General features: G+C 57.9%; 21 protein-coding genes. 7 read left to right on the top strand and 14 right to left on the bottom strand.

What is annotated here, in order from left to right; translation table 11 throughout:
* The first annotated feature begins 5 nt into the window (after positions 1 to 5).
* From exbD to ACYZTU_RS00255, 6 genes are all read left to right on the top strand, one after another.
* Positions 6 to 434, top strand: a complete 429-nt coding sequence (gene exbD, locus ACYZTU_RS00230) for a TonB system transport protein ExbD (RefSeq protein ID WP_129439980.1) — start codon at positions 6 to 8, stop codon at positions 432 to 434.
* A complete protein-coding gene (locus ACYZTU_RS00235; protein ID WP_461967180.1) occupies positions 431 to 1,180 on the top strand; it encodes an energy transducer TonB family protein in 750 nt (249 codons plus the stop codon). Before exbD ends, ACYZTU_RS00235 begins: the two co-directional genes overlap by 4 nt.
* A gap of 216 nt (positions 1,181 to 1,396) precedes the next feature.
* Positions 1,397 to 2,326: a hydrogen peroxide-inducible genes activator gene (locus ACYZTU_RS00240; RefSeq protein WP_131060676.1), complete on the top strand. Its 930-nt coding sequence runs from the start codon at positions 1,397 to 1,399 to the stop codon at positions 2,324 to 2,326.
* A gap of 9 nt (positions 2,327 to 2,335) precedes the next feature.
* Entirely contained in the window at positions 2,336 to 4,411 is a 2,076-nt protein-coding gene (gene recG / locus ACYZTU_RS00245; RefSeq protein ID WP_461967182.1) for an ATP-dependent DNA helicase RecG, read from the top strand.
* Positions 4,412 to 4,489: 78 nt separating this feature from the next.
* The gene (locus ACYZTU_RS00250; RefSeq protein ID WP_461967184.1) at positions 4,490 to 5,890 is read left to right on the top strand and encodes an aminoacyl-tRNA deacylase and HDOD domain-containing protein; all 1,401 of its coding nucleotides are present in this window, start codon (positions 4,490 to 4,492) and stop codon (positions 5,888 to 5,890) included.
* A 143-nt stretch (positions 5,891 to 6,033) separates the two neighbouring features.
* Entirely contained in the window at positions 6,034 to 6,291 is a 258-nt protein-coding gene (locus ACYZTU_RS00255; protein WP_461967186.1) for a hypothetical protein, read from the top strand.
* Between the two features lie 109 nt (positions 6,292 to 6,400).
* On the opposite strand, the gene ACYZTU_RS00260 is transcribed toward ACYZTU_RS00255, so the two are convergent.
* From ACYZTU_RS00260 to ACYZTU_RS00305, 10 genes are all read right to left on the bottom strand, one after another.
* On the bottom strand, positions 6,401 to 6,784 hold the full coding sequence (locus ACYZTU_RS00260) for a helicase (RefSeq protein ID WP_123408677.1): 384 nt from the start codon (positions 6,782 to 6,784) through the stop codon (positions 6,401 to 6,403).
* Positions 6,785 to 6,945: 161 nt separating this feature from the next.
* Entirely contained in the window at positions 6,946 to 7,521 is a 576-nt protein-coding gene (locus ACYZTU_RS00265) for a lysozyme inhibitor LprI family protein (RefSeq protein ID WP_461967188.1), read from the bottom strand.
* Between the two features lie 23 nt (positions 7,522 to 7,544).
* Entirely contained in the window at positions 7,545 to 9,257 is a 1,713-nt protein-coding gene (locus tag ACYZTU_RS00270) for a hypothetical protein (RefSeq protein ID WP_461967190.1), read from the bottom strand.
* Positions 9,254 to 9,688, bottom strand: a complete 435-nt coding sequence (locus ACYZTU_RS00275) for a hypothetical protein (RefSeq protein WP_461967192.1) — start codon at positions 9,686 to 9,688, stop codon at positions 9,254 to 9,256. Before ACYZTU_RS00275 ends, ACYZTU_RS00270 begins: the two co-directional genes overlap by 4 nt.
* A gap of 53 nt (positions 9,689 to 9,741) precedes the next feature.
* Positions 9,742 to 10,224: a hypothetical protein gene (locus ACYZTU_RS00280; RefSeq protein WP_461967194.1), complete on the bottom strand. Its 483-nt coding sequence runs from the start codon at positions 10,222 to 10,224 to the stop codon at positions 9,742 to 9,744.
* A gap of 23 nt (positions 10,225 to 10,247) precedes the next feature.
* The gene (locus tag ACYZTU_RS00285) at positions 10,248 to 10,658 is read right to left on the bottom strand and encodes a hypothetical protein (RefSeq protein ID WP_461967196.1); all 411 of its coding nucleotides are present in this window, start codon (positions 10,656 to 10,658) and stop codon (positions 10,248 to 10,250) included.
* Between the two features lie 28 nt (positions 10,659 to 10,686).
* The gene (locus ACYZTU_RS00290) at positions 10,687 to 12,081 is read right to left on the bottom strand and encodes an SEL1-like repeat protein (RefSeq protein WP_461967198.1); all 1,395 of its coding nucleotides are present in this window, start codon (positions 12,079 to 12,081) and stop codon (positions 10,687 to 10,689) included.
* A gap of 6 nt (positions 12,082 to 12,087) precedes the next feature.
* Positions 12,088 to 14,523: an alpha/beta hydrolase gene (locus ACYZTU_RS00295; RefSeq protein ID WP_461967200.1), complete on the bottom strand. Its 2,436-nt coding sequence runs from the start codon at positions 14,521 to 14,523 to the stop codon at positions 12,088 to 12,090.
* A gap of 9 nt (positions 14,524 to 14,532) precedes the next feature.
* Complete coding sequence (locus ACYZTU_RS00300; protein WP_461967202.1) at positions 14,533 to 15,975, bottom strand: TIGR01777 family oxidoreductase; 1,443 nt, start codon at positions 15,973 to 15,975, stop codon at positions 14,533 to 14,535.
* A complete protein-coding gene (locus tag ACYZTU_RS00305; protein WP_461967204.1) occupies positions 15,968 to 16,456 on the bottom strand; it encodes a cell division protein in 489 nt (162 codons plus the stop codon). The genes ACYZTU_RS00300 and ACYZTU_RS00305 overlap by 8 nt, the downstream gene beginning before the upstream one ends.
* Before the next feature lie 323 nt (positions 16,457 to 16,779).
* Between ACYZTU_RS00305 and ACYZTU_RS00310 the strand changes: the two genes are divergently transcribed.
* Positions 16,780 to 17,163: a DUF6124 family protein gene (locus ACYZTU_RS00310; RefSeq protein WP_461967206.1), complete on the top strand. Its 384-nt coding sequence runs from the start codon at positions 16,780 to 16,782 to the stop codon at positions 17,161 to 17,163.
* Positions 17,164 to 17,209: 46 nt separating this feature from the next.
* Here ACYZTU_RS00310 and ACYZTU_RS00315 read toward each other — a convergent pair whose 3' ends face one another.
* From ACYZTU_RS00315 to istA, 4 genes are all read right to left on the bottom strand, one after another.
* Positions 17,210 to 17,665: an XAC2610-related protein gene (locus ACYZTU_RS00315; protein WP_461967208.1), complete on the bottom strand. Its 456-nt coding sequence runs from the start codon at positions 17,663 to 17,665 to the stop codon at positions 17,210 to 17,212.
* Positions 17,666 to 17,765: 100 nt separating this feature from the next.
* Positions 17,766 to 18,407, bottom strand: a complete 642-nt coding sequence (locus ACYZTU_RS00320; protein ID WP_461967210.1) for a hypothetical protein — start codon at positions 18,405 to 18,407, stop codon at positions 17,766 to 17,768.
* 411 nt (positions 18,408 to 18,818) lie between these two features.
* Positions 18,819 to 19,607, bottom strand: coding sequence for an IS21-like element helper ATPase IstB (gene istB / locus ACYZTU_RS00325; RefSeq protein WP_131061594.1), 789 nt, complete (start codon positions 19,605 to 19,607; stop codon positions 18,819 to 18,821).
* Positions 19,604 to 20,626, bottom strand: coding sequence for an IS21 family transposase (gene istA, locus ACYZTU_RS00330; protein WP_461964101.1), 1,023 nt, complete (start codon positions 20,624 to 20,626; stop codon positions 19,604 to 19,606). Before istA ends, istB begins: the two co-directional genes overlap by 4 nt.
* Positions 20,627 to 20,670 lie beyond the last annotated feature (44 nt).

Consider the following 20,670-nt stretch of genomic DNA (forward strand, 5'->3'; position numbering starts at 1 on the left):
CGGCCATGGGCCTGCATTTGAAAGAAGGCGCAGACGACGATCTGGCCGAGAACCACGAAATCAACGTCACGCCGTTTATCGACGTGATGTTGGTGCTGTTGATCATCTTTATGGTGGCGGCCCCGCTCGCCACCGTGGACATCAAGGTCGACCTGCCCGCCTCCAGCGCCAAACCGGCGCCACGGCCAGAAAAACCGGTGTTCCTCAGCGTCAAGGCTGACCAACGCCTGTTCCTCGGCGAAGACGAAGTGAAGGCCGAAGCACTCGGCGCCACTCTGGACGCGAAGACCAAGGGCAAGAAAGACACGACGATCTTCTTCCAGGCCGATAAAGGCGTGGACTATGGCGACCTGATGAGCGTGATGGACAACCTGCGCTCCGCCGGGTACCTGAAGGTGGGCCTGGTCGGACTCGAGACGGCAGTCAAGAAATGATCACGACGCGCCAAAAGCTGACGCGTTACAGCGCGAGCCTGGCCGTGGTGCTGGGCGTCCATGCGCTGGCCATTGCACTGGCGCTGAACTGGACGTCACGCCCACCGATCGAGCTGCCGCCGCAGGCGATGATGGTCGAGTTGGCGCCGGTTCCGGCCCCGCCACCGCCGGCACCGCCGAAGGTCATAACGCCGCCACAGCCACCCGCCCCGGTGGAAGAACTGCCAATTCCGAAACTGGCTGAAGTACCGAAGGCCGAGATTGCCGTGCCGAAACCGGTCAAACCCAAGCCCAAGCCTCAACCGCCCAAGCCTGTGGAGAAAAAGCCGGAACCGCCAAAAGAGAAGCCGTCCGAGGAAAAACCGAGCGACGCGCAACCGACTCAGGCGCCAACGGAGAAATCCGCACAACCGGCACCGGGCCCATCACCAGCGCAGCAAGCGGCCAAGGCCAGTTGGCAAGGCACTCTGCTCGCTCACTTGGCCAAGTACAAAAAGTATCCGGCCAGTGCACAGGCGCGGGGCAAGGAAGGTTTGAACCGTCTGCGCTTTGTGGTGGATGCTGAAGGTAATGTGTTGTCGTTCGAACTGGTGGGCCACTCCGGCAACGCTGATCTGGACCGGGCCACCCTGGAAATGATCCGCCGCGCCCAGCCGCTGCCCAAGCCACCAGCCGACATGCTGAACAACGGCTCGATCGAAATCGTTGCACCGTTTGTTTACTCGCTGGAAAAACGCCGACGATAAAACAACCTTTGTAGCAGCTGGCGCAGCCGAACGCAGGCTGCGCCAGCTGCTACAGGGATATGCGTATAGCTCGAAAAAGGTACTGAAAGGTGCCTTTTGCCTATCTGCCAGCGGCAAACCCGCATTGCCCGGTGTCACTTAACACACTCAGTCTGATAACGTGCGTCTATCGATTGCAGCCGGTATGCTTGGCCCGCAACTTCATGGACGCTTGCTATGACTCTTACAGAATTACGCTACATCGTTACCCTCGCCCAAGAGCAGCACTTCGGCCACGCGGCCGAGCGTTGCCATGTCAGCCAGCCGACCCTGTCGGTGGGCGTGAAAAAGCTTGAAGACGAACTCGGTGTGCTGATTTTCGAGCGCAGCAAGAGTGCCGTGCGCCTGACCCCGGTCGGCGAAGGCATTGTCGCCCAGGCGCAGAAAGTCCTGGAGCAGGCCCAAGGCATCCGCGAACTGGCCCAGGCCGGCAAGAACCAGCTGACTGCCCCGCTGAAAGTCGGCGCCATCTACACCGTCGGCCCGTACCTGTTTCCGCACCTGATTCCACAACTGCACCGGGTCGCCCCGCAGATGCCGTTGTACATCGAAGAAAACTTCACCCACGTGCTGCGCGACAAACTGCGCAACGGCGAGCTCGACGCGATCATCATCGCCCTGCCGTTCAACGAAGCCGACGTGCTGACCCTGCAGCTCTACGACGAGCCGTTCTACGTCCTGATGCCGGCCCAGCACCCGTGGACCCAAAAAGAATCCATCGACGCCAGCCTGCTCAACGACAAGAGCCTGCTGCTGCTCGGCGAAGGCCACTGCTTCCGCGATCAAGTGCTGGAAGCGTGCCCGACCCTGGCCAAAGGCAACGACGGCGCCAAGCACACGACGGTGGAATCCAGCTCCCTGGAAACCATCCGCCACATGGTCGCGTCCGGCCTTGGCATTTCGATCCTGCCGCTGTCGGCTGTCGACAGCCATCACTACGCCCCCGGCATCATCGAAGTGCGCCCGCTGTCACCGCCGGTGCCGTTCCGCACCGTGGCCATCGCCTGGCGCGCGAGCTTCCCGCGGCCGAAGGCGATTGAAATCCTCGCTGACTCCATTCGCCTGTGCTCGGTGGCCAAGCCGCAAGCACCGGTAGTTGCGGCCTAAGTCGCTGCCATGACCGAGTTGTCGCAAGTGTCGGTGACGGCACTCAAGGGTGTCGGCGAAGCCATGGCCGAGAAATTGGCCAAGGTCGGCCTGGAGAATCTCCAGGACGTGCTATTCCACCTGCCGCTGCGCTATCAGGACCGCACTCGCGTGGTCCCGATCGGCCATTTGCGGCCGGGCCAGGACGCCGTGATCGAAGGCACCGTCAGCGGCGCCGACGTGGTCATGGGCCGCCGCCGAAGCTTGGTGGTGCGCCTGCAGGACGGCACCGGCGGGCTCAGCCTGCGTTTCTACCATTTCAGCAACGCCCAGAAAGAAGGCCTCAAACGCGGCACGCGCATTCGCTGCTACGGCGAAGCGCGGCCCGGTGCATCGGGGCTGGAAATCTATCACCCGGAATACCGCGCCATCACCGGCGACGAGCCGCCGCCGGTGGATGAAACCCTGACCCCCGTTTACCCGCTCACCGAAGGCCTGACCCAACAGCGCTTGCGCCAGTTGTGCATGCAGACTCTGACGATGCTCGGCCCGACCAGCCTGCCCGACTGGCTGCCGACCGAACTGGCCCGTGACTATCAATTGGCACCGCTGGCCGATGCGATCCGTTACCTGCATCACCCACCCGCCGATGCCGACGTCGACGAACTCGCCCTCGGTCATCACTGGGCCCAGCACCGTCTAGCCTTCGAAGAACTGCTGACGCATCAACTGTCCCAGCAACGCCTGCGCGAGAGCATGCGTTCCCTGCGCGCGCCGGCGATGCCAAATGCCACCCGGCTGCCGGCCCAGTATCTGGCCAATCTAGGCTTCAAGCCGACCGGCGCTCAGCAACGGGTCGGCAACGAAATCGCTTACGACCTCAATCAGCACGAACCCATGTTGCGGCTGATTCAGGGCGACGTTGGCGCCGGTAAAACCGTGGTCGCTGCCCTCGCCGCACTCCAGGCCCTGGAGGCCGGCTATCAAGTGGCACTGATGGCGCCCACCGAAATCCTCGCCGAGCAGCATTTCATCACCTTCAAACGCTGGCTCGAACCGCTGGGCATTGAAGTCGCGTGGCTGGCCGGCAAGCTCAAAGGCAAGAACCGCGTGGCCGCACTGGAGCAAATCGCCAGCGGCACGCCGATGGTGGTTGGCACCCACGCGCTGTTCCAGGACGAGGTGAAATTCAAGAACCTGGCCTTGGTGATCATCGACGAACAACACCGCTTCGGCGTGCAACAGCGCCTGGCATTGCGGCAGAAAGGCGTCGGTGGGCGGATGTGTCCGCACCAGCTGATCATGACCGCCACACCGATTCCGCGGACGCTGGCCATGAGCGCCTACGCCGACCTCGACACCTCGATCCTCGACGAACTGCCGCCCGGTCGAACCCCGGTGAACACCGTGCTGATCACCGATACCCGGCGCGTCGAAGTCATCGAGCGGGTGCGCGGTGCCTGTGCCGAAGGACGTCAGGCCTATTGGGTGTGCACGCTGATCGAAGAGTCGGAAGAGCTGACCTGCCAAGCCGCCGAAACCACTTACGAAGACCTCACCGCCGCCCTCGGCGAGCTGAAGGTCGGGCTCATCCACGGTCGCATGAAGCCCGTCGAGAAAGCCGCCGTCATGGCCGAATTCAAGGCCGGCAACCTGCAACTGTTGGTCGCAACCACGGTGATCGAAGTCGGCGTCGACGTGCCCAACGCCAGCCTGATGATCATCGAAAACCCCGAACGCCTCGGCCTCGCGCAGCTACACCAGTTACGCGGTCGAGTCGGTCGAGGCAGCGCCGCCAGCCATTGCGTGCTGCTTTACCATCCGCCGCTGTCACAGATCGGTCGTCAGCGACTGGGCATCATGCGCGAAACCAACGACGGTTTTGTCATCGCCGAAAAAGACCTCGAGCTGCGCGGCCCCGGCGAAATGCTCGGTACGCGTCAGACCGGCCTGCTGCAATTCAAGGTCGCCGACCTGATGCGCGACGCCGATCTGTTGCCCGCCGTGCGCGACGCCGCCCAGGCGCTGCTGGAGCGATGGCCGGATCACGTCAGCCCGCTGCTCGACCGCTGGCTACGTCATGGGCAGCAATACGGCCAAGTGTGAGCACCGTCGCAGTTTCTGAACCCTCGTTCTGAGCAAGCTGGTTATACTCCTGCCATTGTTTTAAAACGGATACAGACCATGACCGAAGTTGCCCTCGCACCCGCCACCCCGCACGCTCCGTCGGTTATTCGGCTGATGCTGGGCAAACTGGGTATCGCCTACGAAGAAGTCCTCGACCACCACGGCCTGAACGCCGCACGCAAAGTGCAGGCAGTTCTGCTTGATGACGCCGTGGGCACGCTCATGGTGCTGTTCCCGCAGAGCCAATTGCTGGACCTCAATAGCCTCGCCGAATTGACCGGCCGCCGCCTCACCGCCGTGTCCACCGAACGCTTGGTAAAAATGCTCGGCAAACACAACCTGAGCCTGCTGCCCGGCATGCCGGCGCTCACCAGTTCACCGTGTCTGTATGACGAAAGCCTGCTGCGCGAACCGAAGTTGCTGATCAACTCGGGCGAGCCGGGCGTGTTGCTGGAGATCACCAGCGAAGACTTCAAGACCATGCTGACCAAGGCCAGCGCCGCCAACTTCGGCGAAGCCCTGACCAGCATTCGCCCGAACCTCGACCGCCCTCACGATGACCGCGAGGAAATCACCCAGGCCGTTCAAGCGTTCACCGCGCGGCGTATCCAGCAGCGTCTGGAAGAGACCATCGAAATTCCGCCCCTGGCCGAGACCGCGCAGAAAATCATCAAACTGCGTGTCGATCCCAACGCCACCATCGACGACATCACCGGCGTCGTCGAAACCGACCCGGCCCTGGCCGCACAGGTTGTGAGCTGGGCGGCGTCGCCGTACTACGCCTCGCCGGGCAAGATTCGTTCAGTGGAAGACGCGATCGTCCGGGTGCTGGGTTTCGACCTGGTGATCAACCTGGCGCTGGGCCTGGCCCTGGGCAAAACCCTGAGCCTGCCCAAGGACCATCCGCAACACACCACGCCGTACTGGCAGCAATCGATTTACACCGCCGCCGTCATCGAAGGCCTGACCCGCGCCATGCCGCGCGCCCAGCGCCCGGAAGCCGGCCTGACCTACCTCGCCGGCCTGCTGCACAACTTCGGCTACTTGCTGCTGGCCCATGTGTTCCCGCCGCACTTCTCGCTGATCTGCCGCCACCTTGAGGTCAACCCGCACCTGTGCCACAGCTACGTCGAGCAACACTTGCTGGGCATCAGCCGCGAACAGATCGGCTCGTGGCTGATGCGCTACTGGGACATGCCGGATGAACTGGCCACCGCCCTGCGCTTCCAGCACGACCCGAGCTACGACGGCGATTACGCCGAGTACCCGAACCTCGTGTGCCTGGCGGTGCGTTTGCTGCGTAGCCGTGGCGTCGGCTCCGGGCCCGACGAAGACATCCCTGACGCCCTGCTGGAGCGCGTAGGCCTGACCCGCGACAAAGCCAACGACGTCGTCAGCAAAGTGCTTGAGGCTGAAGTGTTGCTGCGCGAACTGGCTTCGCAATTCACTCAACCCTAGCAGCATTCGCGAGCAAGCCCGCTCCCACAGAGATCACCTCAATCCTGTGGGAGCGAGCCTGCTCGCGAAGAATCCACCGCGGTTTATCTGATCACCTCAAACCTGCGCCCCGCTATGATTCGACTGCAAGTAGAGCGCTTCCGATGACCCAAACAGCGGCTGTCAGTGTTGCAAGTCAAATCCGCAAACTTGCTAAAGATCACAAGGTTACCGCTGATCCTGATGGCACGAGCCGTATGGCCGTGATCATTACCCGTATGACTGGCGATGTCGTTGAGTTGGATGGCATCGAACAGTTGCTCGTCAATCTCAAGAGAAAAGGTGTTCTAAGCAAGTCTGAGATCCTGGCGCTGCAAGGGCGCTACCTTCAGGAGAGACGTGCGCAGAAACGTAGCGCATGAGTTTTAATCCGCTCAGCGACTTAGAGACCGCCCAGCCACTCGATGCCCGCGAGCCTCCTAAGTCGGATGGCTGAAGAGGCTAAGAATCCCGGCGAGCTACCTGAAGGACCTATGCCTTCGGCTTCGCCTTCCTCGGTTTCAAATACTTGGTCAACCCCTGAAACCAGATCACCAGCGCCGGGTTGCCCTTGATCTGAATCGACTTGTCCTGAATCCCCGTCATAAACGCCAACTGCTTGTTCTTCGCCTGCATCGTGGCAAAGCCATACGCCGCATCTTTAAAGGCAATCGCAAACGCCGGCTCGGCATACACGCCCGACTTGCTGGTAATGCGCTGATCCTTCACAAAGAAATGCCGCGCCACTTTCCCGTCCAGGGTCTGTAGTTGAAACACCAACTCCTTGTCACCCAACTGCTGCTGAAACGCAGGATTAGTCCGACTGGCCTTACCCATCAACAAACCCAGCATCCACAGAAGAAAACGAAATTTCATGCGCACAGCCTCAAAAGGAAAATGAACGGCCGGCGCAGTGTAGCGGCTTCGGACGATAACGACACTATTGAGTCGTATTTGAAGAAGATGGTGCTGTTTTTGGCGTCAATGACTGCCAAGTCACACTTTGCAACTGACAATCAGCATCTCCACGGCCACGATCAACGATTGATGGGCAACTGAAAACGCATTCGCTGCCCGCAGTACTCCAGGTCTTCCCGGAATAAACTGAAGGCCATTTCGCAGTGGCCATCCACGTAGTGCTGCCAAATCGGATCAACCAACGCTTCGCCCCCCAAGCGATCCGCCGCCACTCCCAACGTCATAGCCTGATCCTTGCCCACCATCGCCAACGCCGCGTTGTAGAAACCATCGTTGGTCATCCCCGTTTGAAAATACATCAGCTCGCTCAATCGACCATTGGTGGTATGGAGTAAACAGGACCATTTTTTGAGTGCCGGATCCTCGCCGACCCCGGCTTTTTGAAAGAGCGCTTCGCAGTACTCTTCCTTGAATTTCACCCAGCTGCGCTGAACATCAACCAACAACTTCTTGTCGTCCTGGGGCAAACTGGCCTGCGCTTTTTTGTATTGGTCATTCAGTGCCGCGTCGAGGCGATCGAAGGTTTGCTGGCTGCATACCAGCAAATCAGGCTTCTCAAAACTGTCGGGCTGGCAGGCTGACTGAGCAAAAGCCGAAGACATGGAAGCCGCCAGCACCATGCCTGCGATATTCAAAAACCTCTTCTTGCATCCGTTCATCACTCCACCGCTCCATCGCTGCGTTCAGCCACTCGCGCGGGAATCTTCGACGCTTTGCCCGCGCCGGACATCAACGAGGCGTACTGCTTGTAAGCCCGCGCCGCCAGCTCTTTATTGTTCAGGCCCCAGTAACTGTCTGCGAGGTTCAGATAGGCCACTGTTCGGGTGGGATTTCTGGCAACCACTGCGTTCAACAGCTCAATGGACTCGTCGTAATAACCGGTTTCACCGAATAGAAACCCCAGGTCGTTAGACCAACCGGGCAACTGAGCGAAGTCATACTTTTGCGCGATGTAGCTGTGTGGATAGCAGTGACCGCTACCGCCATCCATCAGGAAATTCGCCATCACCGTCGAAACGGCCTCGGTCTGCCCTTTCCGATACAGCGCCAGTGCCTTGTCGAGCTGTTCCGCGACGTCAGTCATCATCAGTTTTTTGTAGCCGTCGGCAGATTTAATGTGCAAGTCCGACAACTGCTCAAGCACCTTGCGTCCATCGAAAGACGCCAGCGAGGTTTCGCCGATCATGCTTTTGGGTACATCCTCAACACTGACAACCGAGCGATCACAGGCGTCGTTGTTTACTACCTGCAATATATTTTTCAGCTCAAACTGTCTGGAGCTTTTGTTGTAGCGAAACACCAGATTGAAATTGTAAACCCCGTTATCTTCTTCGTTGCTCACCAGAACAAGAGCGTCCCCGGCCTCAGCAGTAGGCTGCTTGACCGACACCGACTCCCCTTGAACATCGACGACCTTTAGCACGCCTGCCGGGTTGTTCATCACATTGACGCTGAACCCATCGCTCATGGCCGCCGAATATTGGCTCTTGATCAATGGCAATGCTTTGGACGTATCCAGCAGAATGACATCGCTGCCCCCGCCCTCAGGCACGATTCTCAGTCGGCGAAACGCTTCTCCAGCATCACCGGACAACACAGACACGTTTTGACGGGATGTATCACCCAACAATCTGGCTTGTAGATTCTTGATAACTTGGTTGGCGCTGGAACTCTGTTGTGCGACCTCCAGCGAAGCAAGTTCTTTTAAGGGAAGCGCGCAGCCGGAATCACACGCCATCTTCAAAAACTCAGGCTTATCAGTGCCCTCAAACAGGTAAGTTGCAGCGCCATTTCGTTGCCCGTCGCTGTACACCGGGACACTGACCGCCAACGAACCTGCGGACGAAGACGCGGGGGCTTGATCCGCAATCGTTACCGCGCTTGCTTCAACGTCCTTGCAAAGGGTATCGATGGCCGATTCCAAGAGCCCCTGCCCCGCATGAGCACCCAACTTCGCTCTGACAGGTCGGCAGTCATAGCCATGCCAGTAGGGGCCCACTTGCATAGAGATCTTTAATGAAAAAATATAAATATGATTCAGGACGACTTCTTTACCGTCATAGCTGAAGACCACCCAACGGCGAGATGTAGCGGCAGAGTAATTTTCACTATCCAGAATGTACTGGCTGCCCGATCGATACAGCGCGTTTGTAAACATCGCGCCTGTGTATTCCGGGGCACCGAACAGTTGCCTTCCTGAACTGGCATCTAAAATATAGCCCTCTTCATTCAAGGCAACTGAACAACTGCCGGGGGCCTTGCCGTAAGGCTCACAGATCGTTGCGTGTGGGAACACAAACTCTGCGGCGCCAGCGCCAAAGCTCAATAGCACCATCAAGAAAATTGAGATCTTTAAGGTAAATAGCTTCACCACCGGCAACCCTTCTCAGGAGAGGACTCGATCAACGGGTAATGCTCAAACCCAAAGCGTTTCTTGCTTTTGGCATTGGTGTACGAAATACCGTAAATCAGCGCACCTTGACGGACCATGACATATTCACCCGTCACCGCGCCGCCCACGACTTCGACCCACGTGGTGGTGAACTGAAAAGGTCGGCCCTCGGACATTTCTTCTTGCTCGGTACTTTTGTATACCAACGGGATCGACTCTTTGGACGTTGCATACTTGACCGCCGCCCCACTCCATTTGGCTGCCTGATCACTGTAGATCCTGAACTCAAACTTTATGTCCTTGCCTTCCTGGGATCGAAAACAGGAAATTTCCGTTTCCACTTCGCTGTGAGCGAATGTGGGGAAGGCCAGCAACATCGGCATCAATAACTTTTTCAAAAATGTTTTCACTTGGCCAGGCCCTGATTTGGAGATCGCAGAGTTGTGAGATGAACCCTCATCGTTTATTCGCCCGTGATTTTCAACAGCCGAAACTCGTTATCCACAAACTCGTAATAGCGAACCCGGTCGCGGCTCTTCAGCCGTTTGCCCTTCAGGTCTTTTTCGGTATCTAGCGTGATGCCGGAGACGATGATCAAGTTGCTGTCAGGCTGGTATGACAGGTCCAGAAAGTCACCGTCGTAGGCATTTGGCAATCCCGTCACGACCTCTCCCGTCTGCGCGTCCAGCACCTCGACACACAACGCGCTGCCGCCACAACCCACCTTATGCAGAACATAGTGCCCGGCGAAGTTGACCTTGCCAGCAAGGGCTTGCGCTCGCGCGTCATCCATCCATTGGTTGCTGTTTTCCTGCGGCGCCAGGGCGTGGTTTGGACCAGCAAACACTTCGGTAACGTTGAAGTCCGTGAAGGATGGATCGGCGGCGAAAGACAAAGAGGCCGCGCCCGCCAGGACGCAGCCCAATAAAATCGAAAGTCCTTTCATGCTGTAACTCCTGAGCAAACCGATTATTCCCATTGGCAACCCTTCTCCAAAGAGACTTCGGTATCTGTACTAAAAAACCCGTATGACTTCTTCGTGTAGCTCATCGAAACGATCATCCCGCCCTGGCTCACCATTTCGTATTCACCGGTCACCTTTCCATCAAGCACTTCAGACCATGTTCTTGTGAGCTGCCATGGTCTCTGCGGGCTCACTTCTTCAGATTGGCTGTCGGTTAAAACCAGAGGAGTCGGCACACCGGATGACGCGTATTTAACAAAGCCACCCTGCCACTTGTTCGTAGTGTCGTAGTAGGTCCGAAGCTCGAATTTCACCGGGCTCCCCTCACCCAGTTCAAAACAAAGATTCTCCGACACAACCTCACAGTGGGCCGCCAACGGCAGCAGCCCAATCAATAACAGCAGCACTCTTTTCACTTCAGATCCTTTGAAATAAGCCCGACATTCAAATAGAGAAATCCTGCACTTCGTCCAGTGCCCAGCAGCCATCAAAACTGAACCGGTAAATGACTTGATAGCCCGTGTCAGGCTTTTGCAGTTTCACCGTCGCCGACGTGTCGCTCTGGTCCATGACCTGCAAGGTCAGCCCCTGCCGTTCACGGTGATTCGCATTGGGGATAAGGGGAAACACCATTTCAGTAATATCCAAAAGGGTGGTCAGTTGCGCCGGCTCAGGCTCGGCGTCCACCAGGGTCAGCTTTTTCAGCGGGACGCGGGTGAATGCCTTTTGAATGGCCGGGCTCTCGATGTAGTCGGCTAAAAACGGGGTGAATTCCGGCGATGGGCACGACAACACCTTGGGCTTGGCCTCAGCGCTACGGTCATGAGACAAGCACACGTTGAGGGCGTCAGCCTTGATGCCTTTCGCGATCAACAAGTCGGCATTGGTGCGCGAGAGTTTGAGGCCCTTGTTTGCCGCGGTCAGATAACAGGCCAGTGCCCGTTGCGGATCGTGAATGCCCAACGATCCATCTGCATAGGCGATGCCGAGTCGATTGAGCGCAATCAGCGACCGCTGGGTGGCGGACGTTTCCAACGCGGCCAGGGATCGTTCCGGGTCGGCGCAGGGCCGAATTTCGTCGTAGCGGCCTTCGTCACAGTAGAAGTCTGCGAGAGCCAGACTGGCGAGTGCCGATGTCGTCGAGGCGAAGGTCAAAAGCTGAAGGATTTTGGGGTTTTCCAGACGCGTGGCCTTCCCTGTAAGACTCAGCATTGCCGCCGAAAAAGCGGCCGTTGCTGAACCTTGGTCAGCACTGTCCAAATAGCTGGCCAACGCAGAGATGAACAGTTGGGATGAAGCGGGAGACGGCGCCCTCATACCCAGCACCTGGTAGAGCCCTCCTCTATTTAGCGCGCGCGCACCCGGCGAGGCGCGCAATTCACCCTGCCCGGCAGCCATTACGTTCTCCAGCGACCAGTCTTCAACGCGAACCAGTTGCCAACAGTCGGTGCGTTTGAAGGTGAAGAGTTTGAGTACCAGGCCTTTGTGATCACGAGCGAATACTGTGTCGGGCATCTGAATGTGCACATCAAGGTCGGACTTGGCGACGTAATCCGGAGCAAGCACCGCCAACGCACCAGGGTCCAGTGTCATCAATTGCCGTTCGACTGTTCGCGGAATCGACCCAGTAGGCACCAACGTCTGCTCGATCACCGGTGAGGCAATAAAACCTGGCTGCAATGTGGCATCAGCCGAGAACGCTTTGACGAAATCGGCAAAATTGTCACCGGGGCACTGCACTACGCCCGTCTCAGCCGCGAAGGCACCGGACGACATTACCAGCGCCAACAACGCCAGACACCCACGCTTCAAACCCGCCACCAGAGAATTCCTTTTCATCAAAAGCTACTTCACCAACGTCAATTCACCATCGCGATACAGCACCTCACACCCCAACCACGCTACATCGACTTGAGGCAACACCGCCGAAGGTTTGCGCAATTCCCGCAACAAGGTCGAGCCGTGGGACAAGCGCCCGCCCATTCGCGCGATCACTGCCCGGGCGCTTTGGTAATGCGCGTGGCGGCCTGGGTCGAGAGTGTCTTCGAGCAAAATGTCGTCGCCCAGAATGCCTTGCACCTGCCCCGGATAAATCATGAAGCCCGTTGCTTGCTCGGTGCCTTCGCGGCCGTCCTGCCAGAAGCTACCGTCGCGGGTTCGGATGTCTGGATGCGGTGCAAACCAATGCGCTCGGTCGGCCGTCGGCATGGCGTGGTGCAGGCGGAAGAACACCCGCATCAGGTTGTCCCGATACCACTCGCGTACTTGCAGGTAGTAACCGCGTAGGCCCGGCAGACCGGTCGAATGGGCCACACGGATAAGCCCCGACCATTGGGGAAAGGCCTGTAACGGCAGATCAGTTGGGGCCGGGCGTGGCGTGCCCGGATCGGTTTCCCAGGGCAGCCGATGCGGGCTGTTTTCAAGGTCGTCATAAGCCGTCGGCGGCCGGCCCAGCAGGTCGCCGCCGCTGCTGGCCAGTGAGGTAGCGATACACAAGTTGCCTTGCACCACGAACACATAGAACCGGGTGAACCAGTCGGCCAGTTGCTGGCCGTCGGCACCTTGGGCGATCAGCTCGGACAGTTCTTCATCGAAGCGGCGTAAACGCTTTTCCAACGTCAGCAAATGCCCGCGCGCGATGCGTTGCATACGCAGGAACAGTGGCAGCGAACGGATTAGACGCAGCGGGCGCCAAGGCAGATGCGGTGTCGCGCCGCCGACCTCACCGGCGTAGCTGCTGGCGGAGATTCCCCAGTCGGCCAATCGGGCGAGAAACAGATCATTGTTGATGTACGACGCGCCGCCAAACACCGCGGTGAACGGCTCGTTATCCTGCAACACCCGCGAATCCCAACGCGCCATGATCGCCGGAATACTCGCTGCCGCGCGTCGCTGGGCGTACTCCACCAAGCGGCTCGGCTGCGGCGGCAGGATCTCGGCGATGTTGGCGGCCGTCAGGTGACGACGCCAGCCGTAGTCGCTGATCGGCCGGTATTGCAACAGCCACAGTTGAGTACCGTCCCAGGCCCATTCGACGTCGCCGGGCACGTAGTGAAAAACCCGCAAAACGCTTTGTAGAAAGCGCCACAGCTGGTCAGCGGTCAAACCGTGTGAAGGCTTGAACGTGTCGCTGCTCCAGGAGGCGCCGAGGCGAGAAATGATCGCGCGATCGGGACTCACCTGTCCGTCAGCCAGCGACTCGAGATGCCCTTCCACCCATTCCAGTTCCACCGACAGGTGCCGCACGAAAGCGATGCCGGACAGCTGCGGTGTGATGAAGCGCTGCACCACCACTTCCTCGACACCGGATGCACTCAGCTCAGCAATACGCGCCGGCACGTTGTGGGTCGGTTCACGCAGGAACGTAGTGCTCAAACCGGCATTCGCCGCATCGGCCTGATCCTCGCCATAACTGGAGGAGCGCACCGCCCACGTGGCGTCCGGTTGGCTGGCGAGGAACGCCGGCAAACGCGGATCATCGCAGTCATTGAGTGACAGCGCTGGCGGCACCGCTTGCCCGGCCAACTCGGCCAGACGCAACCGACCACCCTTGGTATGAGCGACGAATCCGCGCTCGCCCGACTCCAGCCACCCGGCGAATTCGGCCGGCGAGTCGATCCACGGGTAATGCCCCCAACCGGTTTTCAAGCAGATGCTCAGATCAGCACGGGCCAGAATCGCCGACCAAGCGGCAGCCTGCGCGATGCCCAGCACGTTGTCCTGATCACCCCAGACCAACTCGACCGGGTCGGTGATCCATTCCAGCAACGGCAACGCGGTGTCGGCGCGCACCAGGTCCCAGTGCGGCACAAACGCGCGGCAGCGGGCATACCCGGCGCCCATGCGCTGGTACTGCGCGGGCGTCCAGGTCAGGTTGGAAAACTTGTGCGCAAACAGCGCGGGCTTGTTCGACAGCAGCCAGTGAATGGTCTTGCGAATGGGCAGCGGCGACATCAACGCCGGCAGCCGTCGCTGCCACAGAAAGGCCCCCACCGGCGCCAACAAAACACTGCGGCAAAAGTGGCCGGGCTGGCGTTGCAGCGCATGCAACACCAGCAACGCATTCACCCCGACCGCCATGATCGCGCTGCCCTTGACGGTCGCCGTCAGCAGCGCTTGGGCGTAAGCGCTGAGGTCTTCGCACGGGGCTTGAGGATTGTTGCCGAAGCCCGGCAGTTCCAGCGGCACCACCTGATAGCGCTGAAAATGCGGCAACGCGTCATCCCACCAATCGGCGGCGCCACCGTTGCCGGCCAGCAGGTACATCAGCGGCTTGCTCATGGGCAGTCCTCAGGCCAGATCGCGCAGGGCAGCGTCGAGGGTCGGGTAACGGAACGTATAACCCGCCTCGGTCAGACGGCTGGGCACCACGCGCTGACCGTCGAAGAACAACTGCGCCATTTCGCCGGCCAGTGCGCGTACCGGCGTGGCCGGGATGTGGAACCACACCGGGCGCTTCAAGGCTTTGCCGACACGCTCGGCGAACACCGCCTGACTGACCGCGTCCGGCGCCACCAGGTTGTAGGTGCCGCACAGATTGTCGTCGGCGAATGCGCGGGCGATCACTTGAATCACATCGTCGCGGTGCACCCAACTCATGATCTGTTGGCCATCGCCCATGCGCCCGCCGAACCCCAGGCGAAACGGAATCAGCAACGGCAACAACGCGCCGCCCGGGCCGAACACCACACCCAGACGCAGCACCACCTGACGCACACCCAATTCGGTGGCCGGTTGCGCAGCGGCTTCCCACTTGGCGCACAGCTCAGCCATGAATCCGTCGCCCTTGCTGGCACGTTCATCAAGGCTTTCGCTGGCATCGCGCACGCCGTAAAAACCGATGGCGGAGGCCTGAACCCACAACGCCGGTTTATGCCGGGCGTTCTTCAGCCAAGTCATCAACGCCTCGGTAGTATTGACCCGACTGGCGATCAGTTGCGCCTGACGCTTGGCACTCCAGCGCGGCCCGGCCACCGGTGCACCGGCGAGGTTGATCACCACATCAAACGTTTCGTTGTAGCCGAGTTTGCTCAGGGAGCGCAGGCAACGAGCGCGACCATCAAACAGGTACGCGGCTTTTAATGGATCGCGAGCCAGCACGCTGACGGTGTGGCCGGCGTCGAGCAACTGATTGACCAACACTTCACCGATAAACCCGGTGCCGCCGGTCACCAACACACGCTTATAGGCGCCGCCCGCGAACGGGTTCGCCGGTTTGCCTTCGCGCTGCATGCGCAGTGCCGCCAACCCGTCGCGAATACCCGAGGCCGTCACGCCGACAGCGAACAGCGTCAGCAACCAGCCGCGCCAGCCGAAATCAATCGCGGTCAGACCCGTCGGCAGGCTCACCCACTGCGCCAGTTGCGTGCCGTACAACGCGAAAAATGCCCCGCCGTTCACCGCCAACACGGTGTGCATGATCCGCTCGATGGCTGGCAATTTGCGGCTGCGATCCTCGACCACGAAATCCCACAGCGTCAGGCCGATCTCCAGCGCGAACAGCAACGCAATCACAATCGCCCACGTGCCTTGAAACGCCAGATGCGCCATGCCCAGAAACAGAATCCCGTAGAAACACGAACGCAGCGCGTGAATCGACAACTCCAGCCGAGCGCTGTGCCGATAGGGCAACGCGACGGTAAGTTCATGGTGATAGAGGGTGTCCAGCGCACCGAGTATGGCCTGGGCAATCAGCAGCGTGATCGCCCAATCCAGGAGAGAAAAATCAGGCATGGTTGGCGTCACTCGGAGTGTTTTTTGATGGGTTTGCGCAACGGTCATGGCGGTAGAGCCAGAACAGCGGCGGCAGCAAGGTGAGCAGTGCGAAGCTGTCGAACCACAGGTGTGACCAGACGTGCGCCTGGGCGGAGATCCACATGTCTTGCGGCGCCCAGAGCACGATGCCGGCGATTAACCAGCCCCACGCCATGGGACTTCTCAGTCGATGGCCGATGCGCACGAGGGCGAGCATGTAGAGGGAGTAGCTTTGCAGCGTGGCGCCGAATAAGGCGAGCCACCAGACTTGTTGGGCACGGGCGGCGGTGGGTACGGCGTCGGTTGCCCAGAAGGCTTGTTCGATGGTTTGTAGGTAGCCGTCGAGCAATCCAGAATGGCCGGCCCAGGTCAGCGCGAGGCTGACGAGCAGATGCACTAGGGCGGCGGCGTACAGCCAAACCACCAGCGCAGAGCGAAGGGTATTAGAGGGGACTGACATTCCGTGTCCTGAGCGCTTCCTTGAGGGCGGCAAGTCTAAAGGAAAAGGAGGCGGGTTTATTGATTAATGGACGATGGCGGCGCGAAATAAATCCGCCCTCCCACTGACGAAATAATCCTCCTGTAGGAACTGCCGAAGGCTGCAATCTTTTGATCTTAATCCCCTCAAACCTCTCGGACATTTCCTTCAACATGCCGGGCTGTCCGTGAACTAGGCGCCTTGGGCCTTCACCGATAAGCTCTATTTGTCGCCGCAAAATCGGTGACACGGATGTGCAAGTCCGTAACCGGGAGAGAATTTATTAACTCCGAGGATTTACACCTATGACCAATCCAACAGCTAACTCGCCCGAAAACGAAGCCACATCTCCCTACGAATCCCTCGATTCGAAAAAACTCCACGCAGCCGCCGATCGCGCCCTCGATCTTCACCTCGGCACACCTGCGGATAAAAAACCTAAACGTCGCAAAGGCTACCTCTTCATCGTCGCTCCCGACCTCCACACCGAAACCCTCCTGGCTAACGCCTCAGAAGACCTGCTATCCATCAGCGCCATCGCCGCCGACTTGGCCGACGGTGTGGAAGGTTCACGACGTTCAGTCGCCTTGGCACTCAGCAGGATGGCGGACGGCGTACACCTGTTAGTGGAACGAGCGCTGGATCACATTGATTCGCCAAATCCGGCGGAGCATCGGGCGAAGGTATAGAAAAACCGCGAATCGAAAAAGGGGACTTGGCGTCCCCTTTCCTGCATTAACGTTGAGGAAATGTGGTCATACACGATTTAGCCTCATTCATTTCCCAGTAAGTGCTGATAAGAGCTTTCTGACTGCTCTCTATACGGAGATTGACAAAGCCATCACCACAATCAGGAAGTATTTCCTTGAAAAAAACAGCTTCCGGTTGATACACAAAAATCCGGTGAATGGTATAGGTGCCCATCCCATCATCAATCTGCCAAACAGCAAAATCCTTCACACCATCGAAATTAAAATCGTCTATCTGAACATGTAGTTCTTTAATCGTCTCAAAATCGATTGTCCTGGATTCGGCATGGGTATCACCTTTAACGCCGATCGTTAAAGCTGAACCGTCTAACACAAGAGTTGCTTCGACTTTTTTAACTGGGTTGAAAGTCGTTACTTCGGCATAAGCTGGAGCATTCCATAACAACACAAGCAATGGCATCACAAGATTTTTAAACCGCACTTAATCACCTCACCGAGTTGCATTGAATACTTTATTTGCAGATAAAGCGCACAAGTAAATCTTTTCACTTTTCGTTCAGACGAGCTAGAGAAATAAATACCTAATCATTCGCCACATCCAGCTTTATAGCCTGAAAAGCTGCTTTAATGTCAGAAAGCTTAGGATCAGCAATATCAGTTGATCGAGGAACACAAACGGAAAACGTCACAGTTGATTTACCTACACCCGCCAAACCGTAAAAGCAGTCAAATCTCAATCCAGAACTGGCAATCGAAAATTTTTCCCTGGCTGCGCTAATGTCCTCTTCCGAATTCCATAGCATAAAAGGCGACATTACTACTCGAATCGATGCAGTTCCGGATGCAGTAAATTGCTGACGGCTAACTTTTCCTTCTTCACTGGTCTGCTGTATTACATCATCTACACCGTAGCTGTAAATGTAATTACCCTTCCCGTCAAATCGTGCCGAATTTTTAAGACGTATTTCAAATGGAACAGGCTCGATAATGAAAACGTTTTCTTCTGTCAAAATATCTGGTTTCGATTTTATCTTTGACGCAAACTCACCATAACAAATATTATTCTCAACTCTGATCTCCAGACTAAATCCTGGCACTTCTGGGATTGAAACACCGCATGCGCTTAATGATTGCGCACTAACTGCACCGGAAACCAGGATAGATAACACAAGACCGATACATACAGCATCTACCTTCATTACACCAAAACTATTTGAACTCATATTGCTTTGTTTCCGGATTGATCCACCTGCACGATTGTCGATCCAGTATAGTTTCTAGCGTACTCAACCAGATCTTTTGGATAGATCAGGTGATCGTGTTTAAGTAGCGACAAGAAATTCTTCCTTACCTCATTCGTGTCCTTTTCCTCACAGAGTAAAAGGGGACAGATTTATTTACCGATAGCTAACCTACCTTAAATATATCTGCCCCCATTTATACGTAATAAAGAAAGGAACAACCCAAACAAATGAGTCTGCCCGATTCACTTTAGCTTTGACTGAAAAATGGCTAATGGGTGCCCCCTTCACTCAAATCATTCAGATTTTCCTTCATATTTGTCAACACCGGTTGAAAACTGACCCACCCTACCGAAGTAAAACTGACCCACCCCGGCGGTGTTTGAGGTCTGTTTATTTCTGTGGCGAGGCCGTTTCTCTCGGCACCACCTGACCTGATTTCAGCTTGTCCTTGAGTCGATAACTCTGTCCGCTGACCTGGACGATATGCGCATGGTGCAGAAGCCGATCCAGCAGCGCAGCGGTCAGTGTCGAGTCGTCCGCGAAGGTCGTTGCCCACTGGCTGAACGGCAAGTTGCTGGTCAGCACCAAGCTGCCATGTTCGTACCGTTTGGCGATCACGTTGAAGAACAAGTTGGCTTCGTCACGGCCGAACGGCAAATAGCCGATCTCATCAATCACCAGCAGTTTCGAGCGTTGAACAACGCGACTGAAATACTGAGCCAGGCGCCCTTGATGGTGCGCGGCGACGAGTTGCAAAGTCAGGTCGGCGGCGGAGATGAATCGGGTCGAAATGCCTGCCATGATCGCCCGATAAGCCAGAGCGCTGGCCAAGTGTGTTTTGCCAACGCCCGAAGGCCCCAGCAGCACGACGTTTTCCTTACGCTCGATGAAGGCCAGCCCGGCCAGTTCCAGGATCTGGCTTTGCGGCGCGCCGCTGGCGAATTTGAAGTCGTATTGTTCAACCGTTTTTACCGCCGGCAGCCCGGACTGTTGCAGCAGCGCTTGCCGCCGCCGCTCGTTTCGAGCGCGATCCTCGCTCAGCAGAAGCTGTTCCAGGAAGTCGGCATAGCTCGTTTCTTTTTCGGCCGCTTGCTGGGCCAGTGCCGGCCAGTCCGTCGCAAAAGTGTCCAGCTTGAACTGTTGGCAAAGAGACTCGATGCGCAGATGTTGAAGGTTCATGGACGTACCTCAAGCAGTGCCTGATAGACCGAGAGCGGATGCTGCAAGCTTTCCACCGGCATGGGTTGGGCGACCGAAATCATGCTGCTCGCAACCCCTTGGATCTGGGGCAGGGGCAACAAGTGGTGCACTTCGGTATCCAGTCGGTGTTGCGGTATTTCGCCCGTCGTCGCATGTGTTCGGGCGTTGGCGACCTCCATCAACCAAGGGCCGATCTTGCTGTTCGCGACTTCAACGTCCAACAGCAAGTTGACCTGGTTTAGTGACGCGGCCAGTGGCACTGCGAAGCTGTTTTTCAGGTAGTGGTTGAAGCGCTCGACCTTACCCTTGGTCTGCGCCCGATACGGCCGGCAGACTTTCGGTGTGAAGCCGTAGCGCTCTGCCAAATTCAATAGCGCGGGATTCCAGCGGTGCTGACCGGGGCCATAAACATCGCGTTCCTGGATTATGGTTTTGGCGTTGTCGAAGAGTAGCTTTCGCGGCGTACCGCCGAAGAAACGCAGCGCCTTTTCGATACCGGAACACCAAGCTGCGGAGTCTTCGCGACGGGAGAAAACGACGTAGGTCGCACGGCTCCAGCCCAACGTTGCAACGAATGCCAACAACGGATCGCGGCCACGCCGAATGACGGTGAAGTCCACCTGCATCTGTTCGCCGGGCTCTGTTTCAAAGCGCACGACGGCTTCGTTTGCCTTGGATTTCAAGGTCAGCAGAAAGCTGGTGAGGATTGAGTATCCGCCTTCGTAACCCTGTTCGCGGATTTCCCTCAACAGCACGATGGCGGGAATCCAATGTGGTCGAGCGGCTTCTACGCGCTGGCGCAGATAGGCCTCGAAAGGCACAAGCTTGCCCACGCGCTGCGCGCGCGGGCCATAGACGACGGGCTGGCGCTGGGCCTGTAATTTGAGGTGGCGTCGAATGGTATTGCGAGAGCAGCCCATCTGCCGGGCGATGGCCCGAATAGACAAACCCTGACGAATAAGAACACTGATTTCCACGTGTTGCTCCTGGGACAGCATGGGCAGCTCGCAAAAGCTGCATTTTGCCCAAGTGGGTCAGTTTT

The sequence above is a fragment of the Pseudomonas sp. HLT2-19-2 genome (genome assembly GCF_054898005.1).

Bases quoted from the DNA above. Each gene is read 5' to 3' on its own strand.
- exbD (WP_129439980.1), top strand. From the start codon at position 6: ATGGGCCTGCATTTGAAAGAAGGCGCAGACGACGATCTGGCCGAGAAC.
- ACYZTU_RS00235 (WP_461967180.1), top strand. From the start codon at position 431: ATGATCACGACGCGCCAAAAGCTGACGCGTTACAGCGCGAGCCTGGCC.
- ACYZTU_RS00240 (WP_131060676.1), top strand. From the start codon at position 1,397: ATGACTCTTACAGAATTACGCTACATCGTTACCCTCGCCCAAGAGCAG.
- recG (WP_461967182.1), top strand. From the start codon at position 2,336: ATGACCGAGTTGTCGCAAGTGTCGGTGACGGCACTCAAGGGTGTCGGC.
- ACYZTU_RS00250 (WP_461967184.1), top strand. From the start codon at position 4,490: ATGACCGAAGTTGCCCTCGCACCCGCCACCCCGCACGCTCCGTCGGTT.
- ACYZTU_RS00255 (WP_461967186.1), top strand. From the start codon at position 6,034: ATGACCCAAACAGCGGCTGTCAGTGTTGCAAGTCAAATCCGCAAACTT.
- ACYZTU_RS00260 (WP_123408677.1), bottom strand. From the start codon at position 6,784: ATGAAATTTCGTTTTCTTCTGTGGATGCTGGGTTTGTTGATGGGTAAG.
- ACYZTU_RS00280 (WP_461967194.1), bottom strand. From the start codon at position 10,224: ATGAAAGGACTTTCGATTTTATTGGGCTGCGTCCTGGCGGGCGCGGCC.
- ACYZTU_RS00290 (WP_461967198.1), bottom strand. From the start codon at position 12,081: ATGAAAAGGAATTCTCTGGTGGCGGGTTTGAAGCGTGGGTGTCTGGCG.
- ACYZTU_RS00295 (WP_461967200.1), bottom strand. From the start codon at position 14,523: ATGAGCAAGCCGCTGATGTACCTGCTGGCCGGCAACGGTGGCGCCGCC.
- ACYZTU_RS00300 (WP_461967202.1), bottom strand. From the start codon at position 15,975: ATGCCTGATTTTTCTCTCCTGGATTGGGCGATCACGCTGCTGATTGCC.
- ACYZTU_RS00305 (WP_461967204.1), bottom strand. From the start codon at position 16,456: ATGTCAGTCCCCTCTAATACCCTTCGCTCTGCGCTGGTGGTTTGGCTG.
- ACYZTU_RS00310 (WP_461967206.1), top strand. From the start codon at position 16,780: ATGACCAATCCAACAGCTAACTCGCCCGAAAACGAAGCCACATCTCCC.
- ACYZTU_RS00320 (WP_461967210.1), bottom strand. From the start codon at position 18,407: ATGAGTTCAAATAGTTTTGGTGTAATGAAGGTAGATGCTGTATGTATC.
- istB (WP_131061594.1), bottom strand. From the start codon at position 19,607: ATGAACCTTCAACATCTGCGCATCGAGTCTCTTTGCCAACAGTTCAAG.
- istA (WP_461964101.1), bottom strand. From the start codon at position 20,626: ATGCTGTCCCAGGAGCAACACGTGGAAATCAGTGTTCTTATTCGTCAG.